At 29.6% G+C, this 15,133-nt stretch carries 13 protein-coding genes and 2 pseudogenes; all 15 read right to left on the bottom strand.

Translation table 11 applies throughout. From position 1 onward, the window contains the following. Positions 1–628: pseudogene (locus ACREV6_RS06000) on the bottom strand (hypothetical protein); the annotation flags it as partial. Between the two features lie 348 nt (positions 629–976). Next, positions 977–1,096: a zinc ribbon domain-containing protein gene (locus ACREV6_RS05995; protein WP_431577102.1), complete on the bottom strand. Its 120-nt coding sequence runs from the start codon at positions 1,094–1,096 to the stop codon at positions 977–979. Positions 1,097–1,174: 78 nt separating this feature from the next. Then, entirely contained in the window at positions 1,175–1,714 is a 540-nt protein-coding gene (locus tag ACREV6_RS05990; protein ID WP_431577101.1) for an McrB family protein, read from the bottom strand. A gap of 234 nt (positions 1,715–1,948) precedes the next feature. Beyond that, on the bottom strand, positions 1,949–2,458 hold the full coding sequence (locus tag ACREV6_RS05985; protein WP_431577100.1) for a Uma2 family endonuclease: 510 nt from the start codon (positions 2,456–2,458) through the stop codon (positions 1,949–1,951). A gap of 561 nt (positions 2,459–3,019) precedes the next feature. Next, entirely contained in the window at positions 3,020–3,190 is a 171-nt protein-coding gene (locus ACREV6_RS05980) for a hypothetical protein (RefSeq protein WP_431577099.1), read from the bottom strand. A 597-nt stretch (positions 3,191–3,787) separates the two neighbouring features. Beyond that, on the bottom strand, positions 3,788–3,940 hold the full coding sequence (locus tag ACREV6_RS05975; RefSeq protein WP_431577098.1) for a hypothetical protein: 153 nt from the start codon (positions 3,938–3,940) through the stop codon (positions 3,788–3,790). Between the two features lie 17 nt (positions 3,941–3,957). Next, complete coding sequence (locus ACREV6_RS05970; protein ID WP_431577097.1) at positions 3,958–4,149, bottom strand: hypothetical protein; 192 nt, start codon at positions 4,147–4,149, stop codon at positions 3,958–3,960. A gap of 268 nt (positions 4,150–4,417) precedes the next feature. Continuing rightward, a complete protein-coding gene (locus ACREV6_RS05965) occupies positions 4,418–8,350 on the bottom strand; it encodes a tetratricopeptide repeat protein (protein ID WP_431577096.1) in 3,933 nt (1,310 codons plus the stop codon). A gap of 214 nt (positions 8,351–8,564) precedes the next feature. Next, positions 8,565–8,951, bottom strand: a complete 387-nt coding sequence (locus ACREV6_RS05960) for a hypothetical protein (RefSeq protein ID WP_431577095.1) — start codon at positions 8,949–8,951, stop codon at positions 8,565–8,567. Positions 8,952–9,007: 56 nt separating this feature from the next. Beyond that, positions 9,008–10,552 carry a hypothetical protein gene (locus ACREV6_RS05955; RefSeq protein WP_431577094.1) on the bottom strand — a complete coding sequence of 515 codons (1,545 nt, stop codon included), beginning with the start codon at positions 10,550–10,552 and terminating at the stop codon, positions 9,008–9,010. A 443-nt stretch (positions 10,553–10,995) separates the two neighbouring features. After that, positions 10,996–11,370 carry a DUF8426 domain-containing protein gene (locus ACREV6_RS05950; protein ID WP_503417269.1) on the bottom strand — a complete coding sequence of 125 codons (375 nt, stop codon included), beginning with the start codon at positions 11,368–11,370 and terminating at the stop codon, positions 10,996–10,998. 120 nt (positions 11,371–11,490) lie between these two features. Further along, positions 11,491–12,400 (bottom strand): annotated as a pseudogene (locus ACREV6_RS05945) (IS3 family transposase); the annotation flags it as partial. A 66-nt stretch (positions 12,401–12,466) separates the two neighbouring features. Next, the gene (ltrA, locus tag ACREV6_RS05940; RefSeq protein ID WP_431577092.1) at positions 12,467–13,714 is read right to left on the bottom strand and encodes a group II intron reverse transcriptase/maturase; all 1,248 of its coding nucleotides are present in this window, start codon (positions 13,712–13,714) and stop codon (positions 12,467–12,469) included. Positions 13,715–14,225: 511 nt separating this feature from the next. Further along, positions 14,226–14,516 (bottom strand): transposase, encoded by a 291-nt coding sequence (locus ACREV6_RS05935; RefSeq protein WP_431577091.1) that lies wholly within the window; start codon positions 14,514–14,516, stop codon positions 14,226–14,228. Between the two features lie 328 nt (positions 14,517–14,844). Further along, positions 14,845–15,133 (bottom strand): Type 1 glutamine amidotransferase-like domain-containing protein (locus ACREV6_RS05930; protein WP_431577090.1); only part of this gene is annotated, 289 nt, incomplete at its 5' end.

Below are 15,133 nucleotides of genomic sequence, written 5' to 3'. Positions count from 1 at the left end.
TTACCATATTTTTCATTTCACCTGAAGATGCAGAAATTTCCTGGGCAGTCGCAGCTGTCTCTTCCATTCCAGCTGATAACGTTTCGGTTTCACTAGAACTTTCTTCTGTCTTTATTTTCAATATACTTGTAAGTTCTTCCACAGTATGTTCGTTATCACTTATATTTTCAGAGGCTTCAATTAAATCTTTTACAACATCTTTTAATGTCTTTCTCATATTAACTATAGTCCTAGCAATAGTCCCAAATTCATCCTTAATTTTAATCAGAGCTTCTATATCCTCGTCATCACTTAAATCTAACTTAGATGTTTTTTCAATTAATAGTGTTACCTTTGATAAAGGTAACATTATTGCCCTTGATAAAACTATACCAACTAATATAGAAATTATAATTACAATTAATGCTATTGTATAAATACCCCCCGACAACTCATTCACTGCTTGTCTCATACTTTCCTGATTAGATATCATTTGCGCTGATTTTATATATGTAAAAATACAAATTGCGCTCATGGATAAAAGTACTAATATCCCATTAAGTAAAGGTATTTTTTTCCTGATAGATATACCCCCTTTATTCCTTTCGCTTTCATGCTCCTTTGCAGAATCCAACTGTTTAAAGTTCATTATGTCCCCCCTTATTTATGCTTAAGTACACTTTAACGCTATTTTATTATCTTTAATAATCGAAAAATATTTCTGTATATATATTATGTATACTTCATACTTTGTAATGATTGATAAATATATAATACTATATACTTATCGAGTATTGATGAGTAATACTTGAGTCTTTTGAATTACTTTATGTATACAAATACTATCTGTGAACCTCCCATCACTGAAGTGACAGGCTTCTATCATTACTAATAGAGTTTCCCACATCATTGTCCTCGTAACCTACGAGCTTCATGGGCGTTATACTTCGAATAAGTTCCTACCCTACATTTTCTCTATATGAATTTCTATAATTTATTAAATAGCTATCTCTAGACCTAATTCTTTTATTCCTTGTTTCAGAATGTTCTTTGATGCGTTTTCATCCCTATCATGAATGCTTTTGCATTCTTCACAAGTCCACTCCCTTATAGACAATAGCTTAACCTATTATTTATCTCTGAACCTAGATAGTTTCTACTTAAAAACCCATAGGCTAAATTATATATTTCCTCATTAACATCCAGATATTCTTAAGTACTGTGATTTTAAAAAGTTATTATGATAGTTTTTAGGTAAAAGTTCATCAATCTCTACTTCTTCAAAATTGTATTTTAAATCTACCTTATTGAATTCAATGGTACTCGCTCTATCTAGTACTTTTTTACTAAAAGTGAAGGTAGTCTCGTCCATATTTACAGTGCCAATTATATATAGGTTCTGTGGAATATAAACGTCACCATATTTATCATAGGCTCTTTCATCTTTTCCAAATTGAGATTTGCTTAATAATTTTCGAGTAATAATTTCATCATCACTTGTATTTCTAGTTTCCATAGATGATAAAATATCACTGAAATAATACTCCACTCTTACTAAATTCATTTCATCAAGGCATAGAAAATAAGGTTTATCTGTGTTCTTCATTGCTTCATAGGCATCATCAATAATAATCCCCGGCACAAACTTATTTTCAATATTTCTGTAGCCTAATAGATCTGTTGCAGCTGACCACTCTGGCCGAACATGTACTAATTGAAATCTTTGATTATCCATATTAGCACCAACTGCTACTACTCCAGCCACTGATGCTCACTCTAAATTTTTAATAATTAATTTACTATTTTCCCCAAGTCACAGTTACCCTAGTGAGATGCATGCAGCCCACTTGCTAAGTTGAATTAAATATAAGACCTAAATTGAAAAAAAAACCCTTGCCTCTAATTTATTAGAAGCAAGGGGAGGCCATATTAGTAAAAATAAATAGTTATTAACTCAACTTCTCACATATTATTCAAATATTTCTTTTAATGATATATTTAGCCCCTCAAAGATATCAGATTTAATTTCTTCATCATAGTGGTAGCCTTCAACTTTTGAGGGCATTTTATTTTCAAACCTATAACAAATTGCATTTTTATTAACAGGATTTAATATCCAATATTCTTCAACTCCGGCTCTTAAATACAAATCTAACTTAGTTACATAATCATGACTACTATTTGAAGGCGAAACAACTTCAATTACTAAGGTTGGTATTCCTTTATAATTATTATCTATTATTTTATGCTTATCACATACTACCAGAACATCAGGTTGAACTACATTTTTATTGTTATTCTTATCAACAAAAGTTACATCCAGTGGAGCTACAAACGGTCTACATTCTTTATCTTTAAAATAATTTTTCAAAGCAAAAAACATATTTCCTACAATATTCTGGTGCTCAATTGAAGGTGAACCCATCATATATACTTTACCATCTACAAATTCACATCTATCCTCATCAGATATTTTCAAAAATTCCTCATAAGTGTAGGTTTTTTCTTTAATGCTTACAATAGCAACACACCTCCATCTCTATTATTTCATAGCTACGCATTTCCTTTTTTTAGTTGGTCTCTACAGCCCTATTACACTCCTCATTTATCAATGATAAAAAACTTACTCTCAACTTACTTTAATTATTATTATAACACATCCATTAAAAAAAATTCTTCCATAAGCAGAGAAATTTTTTCTATTTCTTAATATAAACACTGCATTGAATAAAATCTCTAAACTAGTCAATAATTTAAATATCAATCCTCTTTAATAATGAATTAATTTAAAACAGTACTGCACTAGGTTCCCCCCAAGTGCAGTACTGTTTTATTTTTATCATTAATCTAAAATCTAAATCTTAAATAATATCCACCTACAAGTACTTAACTCATATTTTATCTCATAGGGCTTCTCAGTTCCGTTTATTATACTCTGACATTTAAATACTAGCATATGGTTCCCTGCCAGATTTTCTTTATCAACACAAATAACTTTATCTATTTTAACAACAGAATTACTTTCATCTTCTTTAGTAATTTAAAATCTCACAGGATTTATATTCCCCAATGCATCGGTCCAAGAAACTAGTCCGTTAGACATTTCAGATAATTGAGAAACACTTGCTGCCACCTCTTGAACGGATGAAGTTTGCTCCTCTACAGAGGCTGCTGGTTGAATATTCCCTTCGTAAGATGCAAAATACGGCATATTAGGTGTTTTAGCAATGGATAGCTAAACAACCTTACCCCAAATATCTTAATATATCTGTAAAGCATTGATTTTACTGTATTAAGTTGGTCTTCTATATAACATTATATTTAGTTCTATTTATTACTTACAAGTAAAGATATTATAAACCCTAATACAAACATAGGAAAATAGGATAAAATTGATGCTTTCAAAAATGTTGAAAGTCTATTTACAAATCTTTTTCAATATTTTAAATTAAAAATCGAACAACAAATGAAAGGTAATATACTAAAAATCAAAGTACATGAAAGTCGTGATAACCATATATTTTGTGTGTAATAGGATATAAAAAACATAGAAATAGCACCAATAGTTATAGAGATACACATAGATATAATCAGTATAATACAAAATAATATATTACTTTTATAAGCTTTTATAAGCTTTAAAAAGTTCTTTAATTCTAATCACCCACTTTTTTATATTTTACAAATATTATTTATAAAAGTCAACAGAGATATGGTAACCTGGGGCACAATTAGCATTAAGTAAAGGATTTAACAAGGAAGCTTTCTACATTTCTAGACTTAAAGTTAATACTTTGGTATATTATTGCTATAAGTTCTTCTTTTTATTAAACTTTCCGACTAAAACATATTTAATAGCTTTATTTATCATATCGCTAAAATCTATTTCAACAGAAGCAACGTTGAAAACAAATGTATTATTTAACTTTTTAAAACCAAAAGAAAAAAGACTTGCTTTCACACAAGTCGCAGTTATCCTTAGTCCACTTTCAACATTTTTTCATCTAAATGTATTCTATCTATAAATTCCAAACTGTCTATAGGTAGTTTCCCCCCGCTTTTCTTTAAAAGTTCAAATGCATCATATTTTTCTAATTCATATTTTGCTAGTATTTCTTTTACATCTTTTCTTCTCTTATCCGGTAGTCTACTTGAAAAAGCTGGGAACATATCATAACTTTCATAAACTTCATTTATATTTGCAAATGCTATTAGTCTATAGGTTTTTTTAAATACTTATTATGGGCTGCTATTGATATATAGTTCAGCAGACTCGGCATTTAACTTTATAGCTGTCAATTGGAAGAAACATACTATAACTATAGAGAGTTTGTAATATATTATGGGGATTATATTTATCCGCCAGATTATTTATCCATAGCAAAATACTAACATATAAAGCCAAATTTCAAAGTTAGACTTTATTTATCCTTATCTTTTAATTTATCCAATATTCTAAGCCCGCCCACTTACCTGGATGATTATCATAATTTAATATAAATTGTCTTTGAGCTATTATTAAGATTCGTGCTAGGTCCCAATTGTATTCAAATAAATTATCTACTAAAATATTCAATATCTTAATTGTATCGTTAACATTCATATTCCATTTACACATAAGAATTCCTGAAGCTACTTTTTCAAGAATATTTCCCCATACGCCTGTATTAGTTTCATTCTGTCCTTGATATGAAGTTCCTACGCTGCAACTTATTAATATAATATCATGTACGTATTTAGATACTTTTTCTAATTCATCCATATCAATTGCCCTACCATTCCCTAATATACCTGTTGCACCATCATTAACAGTTGAATTGATGTCAGAAATACCATGTCCTATAATTATAACAATCCTTGGTTTTTCTTGAATACAGCTACTAACTAACTCATTAAAATCATCCCCCAATTTTATCTTTATTGAAATCTCGCTTTCATAATTTTCTAACCATCTCATTATAGAATTAATTGCCGGATCCGCTTTATTTCCTAAAACTTGTACAATTATAGAATTACTAAAATCCTTTTTCACCGGCGTGTTTATTAGCATATTATAATCAACTAGGTTAATTATAGAATCCATATCTTCAATTAGCCAATCATCTTTCATTCTAGCAAGATTTGGTGAAAATAAATAAGTTTCGCTATCAGCCATGACATAAATCTTATTAAAAACATCTTCATTAATTTTCTCTATGAGTGGAAAATACAAAGCTTCAGAAATCCATTCAGAAAGTTGTAGTATTTGTCTTTTATCTTCTACTTTTTGATATAACATTTCGCCAATTGTTTTTATCATTTTTGCCAATTTTTCCAACTCACCGGGTTCTATAATATAAGTCAAAATTTTCTCCTCATTAAAAGTTAATAATATATAAACAATTCCAAACTTTGTTTTAATAAACTGATAAAACAACTCTCCTTCTTTTAAACTCTCTTTTATTGCATCAATGCTAACTTGATTATAAGTTGGTAACGACATATAATGAGGATGTTTTAGTATCAAAATATTATTTAAATCTCCAGCTCTTTTAGTCTTATTCGTAATACCTTCAATATCTCCCTTATTTTTCTGCTTCATGGTCATTATTTCATCTATTAAAATTTTATACTCCTGTTCGACATCTTGAATCTCTTTTGTAACATTTTTATTAAGATAATAGTGCTTTTGCTCATTGATTGCTCTTGGAGATAATTTCATTAAAGTACTTTCAATCTTAGTTCTTATATTTGTTTTATCTTCCATGGAAATATTCTTATCATTATAAAGTAATACTTGAATATGAATGTAGTATGTATATATTCCCTTAGCTGAATCTCCTATTGAAGCACGCTCTGCCTTAAAATAAACACGCCTCCTATTTTCGACATCACTAATAGCTAATTCTAATAATTCCGTTGCTTTTTTTAATGAATACTCTACATTATTTGATTGATAAATGATTATCTCTGCCCAAGATAATAGTATTTTATATCTAATATCTATCCTACTCATTAATAGTTTAATTGCTTCTGTTGAATAAGTTGTTATTAAGTCATATGCTTCTTTGTTGTTTCCTAACATAGTGCAAGTGTTAATTAAGTTAACAAAATACCCAGCCCATTGCCCATCTCTAATTTCAGTATCAAATACTCTTTTATATAGTAATGAATATCCTTCTTTCCATCTCTCAAAAAGTAAAAGCGCATTAATTTCAATATCCTCATTATACTTAGATATTTCCCTAAAGAATATACATATTAAATCTTTATCTTTTTCATCAATTAACTCCTTGTTATCTTGTAGAAATCTATAAACTATATTACAGGCATCCTCTAAGAATGGGACTACTTCTTCAATCTCTACTCCAAGTTCAAAAGCAGCAATAATACAAGCTATTCCCTCAATTTGATTTCCTGTACGGTAATGAGAATTTCCCCACGCCATTAATCCAAGCATCAAATATTCTTTAGCTAATTTTAAATCTTCTTCTTTTTCAGCAAAGCTTAATATTGTTAATGCATAATTATTTGCATCTTGATGGTCTCCAAATAAAGTTAGAGTAATTGAACTAAAATACATTGCCCAGCACATTTCTTTCTTATCGTTGTTTATTTCAAAAGAACCAAGTATTGAATTTATATACTGTTTAAGTTCTTCATTTGATTTTTCTCCATGGAAAATACCAATTTTTATATTTCTAAGCAAATTAATGGCATCTCTTGTACTCACCCCATGTTTTTTACTACTGTCATTTTCAAGCTTTTCTATAAATGATCTTCTTTTTAAATAATCAAAATTTAACTCCTTCCACTTTGTAAGTTTATTCATCAATTCTAAATATAAAAATTTTTCCCATACATTAATAGACTGTGTATTCTCAATGAAATCACGCCAAATAGAACATCCATTATTCTCGCACGCTAAAATACGTATATTATTTAATAATTCGAAAACTCTTTCTCGCCCCAATGCGAAAGCAATATCATTAGAAATATCTTTCTCTAAAGCTTCAGATACTTGAGTTATATTTTTCAAAATTTCGAATCTAGCTTTTGCAGCCTCCAACGCTTTAGGTACTTTTATTTCGCTTTCCACATTTTTAAAACATAAATATGCATTTCTGATATCCAAAACATATTCTGTGAAATAGTTACCAAGCCTAAAATTTGCTTCACTAGCTAAATGAGGATGTTGCAGTAAAAGAGAATTTATATAATCTATGGCATTTTGATGAATTGCTGGTGGGGATTCAATTAAATCCAAAATTCTAGCTATAAGTTCATGAAATGGATCATTGAGCAATAAAGATATTTTTCGCCTAATTTTAGCTGAATCTTTATATTTTCCAATTGAGTTATAATAATTTGCAACAAGTTCTAGAACTCTTGGATCATTTCCATCAATTCTCATTGCTTCATTTATCCATAATAATTTATCATCAAATTCAACCATACTATCTATTGATTTTAGTATAGCAAACATTAATCCAATCTCATATTTATCGATTTTATGAATATCAATTAATATCTCAAAAGCTCTTTTCGGATTATTAATTGATAGATACAAATCTGCTAATATCTTCTTTTTTTCATTTTCCATATTATCATAATTATTTTCTAATATTTCAATAGATTTTTCCCTGTCACCACTATTTAAATATGCAATACATTTAAAATAATTATATATTTCATTACCTAACTTTTCTTTACCATCATCAAGTATATTTAAAAAGTCAATAACAGAATTGTTCTCTAATTGCTTCAATAACTCTTCCTGTATTTCAATTTTTTCATCTTTACCTTCAAGTCTAATTTCTACAATTGACATACTATTAAAATTAATAAAAGCTTTAGTAATAGCATCTGAACAATTTTCATATGCACTTACAATCATTATCATACCTTTTACCTTATCTTGAAAATCAGTAAATAATCTATCAACATTGATTGCAAACCCTTTCCAATTATTCTTATCCATAGAATGCATTCTCATATTCATATAAGAAAACTGTGTTTCAATAAGCGACTCTGTTCTCACATATGGTATTAATCGTTCTCCGCCAATAATCATTATATAATCATCACTTGTAATATATTTGTATAGTTCCATTATATAATCAACGTCTTTTTTAAAATTGTCCTCAAATACTATTTTATTTGATAATTCATTTTCAGATTTAATTTGATTATTCTTTTTCATAAAACTAATAATTCCATTAAGAAGCTTATCATTAGAAGTTTCAAATTGATTGTAATTAATTATATATAATTTCCCTTTAATATTATTGATAATATTGATAGCTATATCACAAGCAGTATCTGCAACGTGTGGACCCATGTTAACTACAACTAAAAAATTATCACATAAAATATTCTCATTTTTTTCCATAACGAACCTCGTTTTCTACTTTTATTATTAATGGAATTTTACCTATATAACATTTTCATTTATATTTCCACTTTTAATTTAAAACTTTACAACTTAATTAGTTAAAAGCTACGTACTCATACTATCTTATAAGGGCACGTAGCTTTTGAAAAAATTATTTTTCATCATATTATTATGTATTGATGCATTGATTAAATTCAAATAACCATATATATTATAAACCTAATAACTTAATTAATGGTATCCCCAATGTAACAATATCAGCTGTTATAGCTATTACACCAAGAGAATTCTTACCAATATTGTTTAACCATTCACTCCACCTTTCTATTGATTTTTTTTGTTTAATAATATCATTACTTTCAAACCCTTCTACAATAGAATAGACTTTGCTAGCAGCTTCTAAAGCCTCTGATTTTCCTATTTCTTTATCCGATATACTAGATAAACTATCTGCAAATTCACGTAATTTTTTTAAATCTTCTTCTTTCAAAATTGGCAAAGAGCTTACATTTGATTGTACAACAGTATTTCCCCACACCTTACCATTTGGTCCCATATTTAATACTTGGCCCCCTTCATTTTTGTAAATATCACTCATTCTAATTCCTCCAATTCAAAATTTTATTTGAAACATTTATATCTTAACTTATTTTGTTAAATATCTGAATTATTTTTTTCTATTCGGTTATTATAAGCTTGTGAATTAGGTCCCATATTTAGTGCTTGTCCATTATTAACATAAAATTCATTTGCATTTACTTGAATCTTAGGGTCACTATCTAAATATTTTTTAATCCACAATTCTGATTTCGATGCTATACCCCCAAGATCATTATCTTCTCTAATATATTGAACTATGTTCTTAAATAACACGTAAATATCAAATGACTTTAAATCGTTTAATGGTATTATATTATTATTTTTTATATTATCTCCCCAAATAATTAGACATGGGATTAAATTATATGGTATATTTTTAAAACTATTAATGCTATTAATTATTTCAAATGCACTCACTCTGTGCTTAAAATCGTCAACGCTATAGTAAACATCTATATAGTCACTAGTTAAAGAATTAATCAATTGCCAATATTCATCCTTAAACTCTTTAAGATTTTTATAAATATCGAAAATAAATATTCCATGAAAAGGAACTGTTCTATAACGTGTAACTGAGTCTCCATTAAAATTAGTTTTACTATTACCTTTAATAGCACTAATTAATCTATGTACAACACTAGGGTCACCTTCTCCTCTCAAGCACATTTGTAACTGCTTTGCAAATTTAACCTGATTTTTATATCCAAAGGTATTACAAAACACAATAATAAGTTCGCTAAGTTTATCACTAGGAATATCACCACTAATGTTTATTTGGGTATATGTTTTACTTATCCACTCTATAAATTCAAATGAATACGCCAATGGTTGTATCCCTATATCTTCCAAAACAGAATACTTAAAAGAATCTTCACTTTGCTCAAATTCTTTAATTTTATAACCACTACTAATTACATATAAGACTGTATCAGCTAACCGGCGTGCCTCTGAATCAATGTTTATATACTGATATATTGGTTCAGTATAATTATCATTGAAATAATTATGCATGTCTCTCTTAATACATCTCGAAACCCTCGAATGAGTCCATTTGGATCTATTTTTTTCATAATTCAAAATTGACTCCCAATTGCTTATAGCAAGATACCGTTGAAATTCATCCAATATTTTATTTCCAACAGCTTTATTTAAAACATTTATCCACCTTATCACAAAATTTTCATCAAACTTTTCATCTGTAAAAGAAATATTATTCAATTGAATTTTTTCCTTTATTACACTTGATAATCCAGATTTATTTGAATATTTTAAAAAGCCGTTTAAAAAAGGATGAAGCTTTATATGAACTATATCCGATAACTGTTTCTTTTCTAATTCCAGCTCATACTCATTACTTGAAAATAACTCCATTTGCTCCGAAATACCAACACAACTAAGCGGAACACAAGTTTGAAATAGTAGCAAAAATAGTTCTAGAGAACTTGAGTATTTAATTACTAACTGTTTTTTAATAGTTAAATACTCATTAGCTCTAACAGTTAACTCCTCTAGCTTAAACGTTTCTAATTTATTAATATCATCATATTTATTTATCCATTCTAGAAATTCTACTATTTGATATGAAGCAACAGGAATCATATAATTCACTCCTTTTATTCTTTTGATTATTGTTAAATAAATTTAATAAATGAAAATATAACAAGTATAAATTTTTATTTATTTATATACTTAAGCTTGAATTATTTTTTAAATTTGATATAACTTAACATGTATTCCAACTCATTTTTTAATATTTACATAACTTGTATATAATTATATATTAAAATTTTCTATTTTTCTATGTTTCTGTAATATTTTTCTCACTATCAAACATAAAATTCTAAAAAAAACCCTTTCTTCCATAATTATTGCATTAATATCACTCTTACCTTTTCTTATTTTTCGGCATAACTTTATCCTTTTAACTTCTAGATTTCCTACAAAATTCTGTCACATTCGTATTATCTCATCTATGATTAAATAATAGTTATTGTCTTTATCTTCTAATGCTTTTTTACATAAACATTTAAAAACCCCATATTTTAATATAAGAGAAATTTTTCGTCTACCGTAAAAACTTCTACTACAGGCTTTTCTGTAGATGAAATAGATTGTATGGTTGATAATTTGGGCGAGGTTTTGACTATTATACTTTTACCTATTATTTCATTATAGAGATTCTCAGTAATATTATATAATGTTTTAAATGCACGATAACCCCGAGGCTCTATGACCTTCTCTTTATAATCCATATTCCAATCTACATGTACTAAATGATTAAATTCTTTCCTATCTCCGTCATACTCATAACCCTTTTCATTTACAATACCAATGCCCACAACTTTAGAAGTTCCTTTATTTGCAACTACAATATCTCCCGTATCGATGTTATCAAATAAATCATCTATCCATGGTATATTGTTTAATTGTCTTAATGGTTCTTCAGCACTTGAATAATCTGTGACCCTTACCCAATAAACTAGACACTCTAAACTCGTATTATCTCTTGTTTTCGTACAATGACTTAATATTTCAATTTAAGCTACTTTAGCTTTTCGATTAGCTTTATTATAATAGTCTTCAGGTGTCACATATCCATTTGAGGCGTGGATTCGCTGTCGATTATAAAAATACCTCAACATATTCAAATACAGCTGCACGGGCTTCTTCACGAGTTCTAAAGTGGGTACCATAGAGCCATTCACATTTTAATTTACCCCAGAAAGATTCCATTGGTGCATTATCCCAACAGTTACCTTTTCGGGACATACTACATGTAAAATCATACTTTTTAATCAAATTTTGGTAGTCATAAGAACAGTACTGCGAATCTCTATCAGAGTGTAAAATGACGTTTGAAGGCTTACCAGCACGTAGATATGCCGAATTCAACGCATCAATAACTAAGTCCTTTGTCATTCTTTCACTCATGGACAATCCAACAATTTTTTGTCCACATAAATCCAATATCCCAGCGATATAAAGCCATCCTTCATCTGTCCACAGGTAGGTGATATCACTTACCATTTTTTCATTAGGTTTATCCACAGAAAAGTCGCGGTTAAGGATATTTTCTGCAACTGGAAGCTTATGATTGGAATTTGTAGTTGCTATAAATTTCTTTGAAACCTTTGACTTTATGCCATTTTCACTCATAATATGTTCCACTCTTTTATGATTAATAGGAGATTTGCTTTTGGTGTTTAATATCCGTGTAATTTTTGTTGAACCGTAAACTTTCTTGCTTTTAACATGGATATCACTAATTTCCTTTAATAGAAGACTATTTGCTTGTGATCTCATACTTTCTGGACGTTTCTCCCATGCATAGTAGCTGCTCCTAGAAACTGATAGGACCATGCATAGCTTCGCTATATGGTAGTTCATGCGATTAGCCTTGATAAATAGAAATCTCTTTATTTGAGGTTTCTCGCGAAGTCGAGTAGACCAGGGACTTTCACCCTTAGCCTCTCTCGGAACCGTACGTGACACTCTCATGTCATACGGCTCTTATTATCCAGTCGAGGGTAAAATTCCAACTTTCCAATGAGCAAATAAGACTTTTAATTTCATTGATATCATTCTTAGATATTTACTAGCTTGATTAGGTTTATATTTATACTTTTTGTATTTTCTTCTTACCCAAAAGCACAAGTGTAGATTTATATGTTCTAGTACTTTTGTTAATTCCTTTTTCCCATACTTGCCGTAATAATTTAACCATCCTCTGATTACTGGATTATATTTTTCTGCAATATCTATAAGTTCCTTGTTTGTCATCCATAGTAATCGCCATTCTTTAATTGTTTGACGGATGTGCATTTTAGCTTTATTACTTATTGCGGGAAGAAAACTAGTAAATTCCTTGCCATTTCTACCTTTAGCTTTTCTAGGCCTGTATGTGTAACCTAAAAACGTAAATTCTATATTATTATGGGCTTCTTTCCTATTGCTGTCTTTACAATAAACTATTTTAGTCTTATCTGGATGAATTTCAAGTTTGCACTCTCTGAGTCTCTCTTCAAGGTATTGTCTTATATATTTTGCTTGGTTCATTGTTTTGCAATGAACAATACCATCATCCGCATATCTACACCAAGGGTTTAAAGGAAAGTTTATTTGCATCCACTTATCAAAAACATAGTGTAAAAATAGATTTGAGAGAACTGGACTTATGACACCACCCTGAGGTACGCCGATTTCTCTTGAAACTGTTTCACCATTTATGCTTTGATACGGAACTTTTAACCATCTTTCAATATAAAGTAATTCCCATTTACAATTTGTATGTTTCATAACAGCCTTCATTAGTAGATCATGGTTTATGTTATCAAAAAGACCTTTGATATCAAATTCTAGCACCCAATTATATTGCCAACATCTTTTTCTTGTTATTTCAATGGCATCATGTGCTGATTTTCCTGGTCTATACCCATATGAATCTGGCAGAAAATATTTTTCAACTTTATTTTCAAATTTGAGTTTGACTACCATTTGTGCAATTCTATCAGCGACAGTTGGTATTCCTAACACTCTTACACCACCATTTTTCTTTGGGATTTCAACAGCTTTGACTGGTGGCGGAAAATAAGTTCCTGATGACATTCTATTCCATATTTTATATAGGTTCTTTTTCAAATCGCTTTCAAATTGTTCTAAAGAAATATCATCTATTCCAGCAGAACCTTTGTTTGCTTTTATTCTCTTATATGCTTCTTGGACTAAATTCTTGGAAATGTCAAACGACTTTGCTTTGTTCATTTAGTTCCTCCCAAAATAATTGGTTGACCAAAATACAAAACTAGATAATACAGCCTCTTTGCTCCTTTTCCATTACAGAATTTTCATCACTACTATAAGCTGTTCCGTCCCTATATCTTGCATTGGTACTTTCATCCTCGTAAGTTCTTTACTTGTGACTTTTCCCTTTACATCAAAATCGTAGGTTCTCCTGTTCCATATAAAAGCCTATGTTATATTCATGCCACCTTTACTCCGGCTATCATTTAGTCAGTAACCAGGTTTCTTCTAAACTTATCCCAAAACAGCCTACCGTTTTGGTTTTGATAACAACTGAGCCTTTCGAAGCGTCTTCAGCAGTTCACTTTCGTTCATCTCTATAACACATATCTGATAAAATCTTCTGTTTTACCTTTTCCTTAACGCTCAATACCATTGCTTTTGACAATAGCACCTTAAGGTGATTTGAAACCTCTACCTGTATAGAGATTCCGAGGGGCCCACCCTCATCTTTTATATAGCATGAAACAATTTAAATTGTTTCTTCAGGACACACGTAGGATGCCGCTTTTTTAAATATATCATTCTCCTCTTTGAGGTCCCTATTTTCTTTTTCAAGCTTATGTAGTTTTTCATCTTCTGGGCTTAAGTGTCCACTACCTATAAATGGAGCCTTAGGAGATTTTCTATACTTATTTACCCAGCCCTGCATTGTAGTGGGTTTAACGCCTAAATCAGCAGCTACTTTTGACATTGGTTCTCCTGTTTTATCTAATCTCTTTACCGCTTCCATTTTAAATTCAGCACTATAACTTTTATTCATATAAACCATCCACCCTTCATTTTTAGTATAGCACGAGTTCCTCGTGTCTAACAAAGGGGGTATGGGTCAGAAACGCAACATTCTTATGTGTCTATACTTTCAGACATAAATTTGTATTGTTAAATGTCGAGTATTTTTATTTTCTCTAAAAGTAGTCAAAGTGTAATGTAAACGGTAGTTTGCTTATAACATACGACGATATGGATAAACGTTATGGCTTCTTAAACAGTACAACTCCGCTACCCATAAAAGTAATTGTATCATCTTGAATATAAGCCGCACAAGCATCCGGCAATGCGATTGTGCCATATGACTGCGCTGAATACTCTTAAATCCTATTTCGTTTATAGTTTGTATTATCATAATCCCCATTCCCATAATGACAACAAATGTTAAAACCTTTTACCAAATTTAGTCCTGTTGAATCTTCAAAGCCAATAGTATTTTCACTATCATAGGTTGTACTCGTTATATCTTCACTAAAAATAATGCTTCCTGCTGATAAGCCATATACAAATCCACCTCGATTTATAAAATCAATGAGCTTTTTATCAAATCCACTCTCTTTTATTTCCTTCAAAAGCTTAAAAGTGTTGCCACCTCCGATATATATTGCG

The sequence above is a fragment of the Clostridium sp. genome (genome assembly GCF_050717515.1).
Lineage (GTDB): Bacteria > Bacillota > Clostridia > Clostridiales > Clostridiaceae > Clostridium_AD.
The sequence above is the reverse complement of the archived record's forward strand: the minus strand, read 5'-3'. Positions and strand labels throughout refer to the sequence as shown.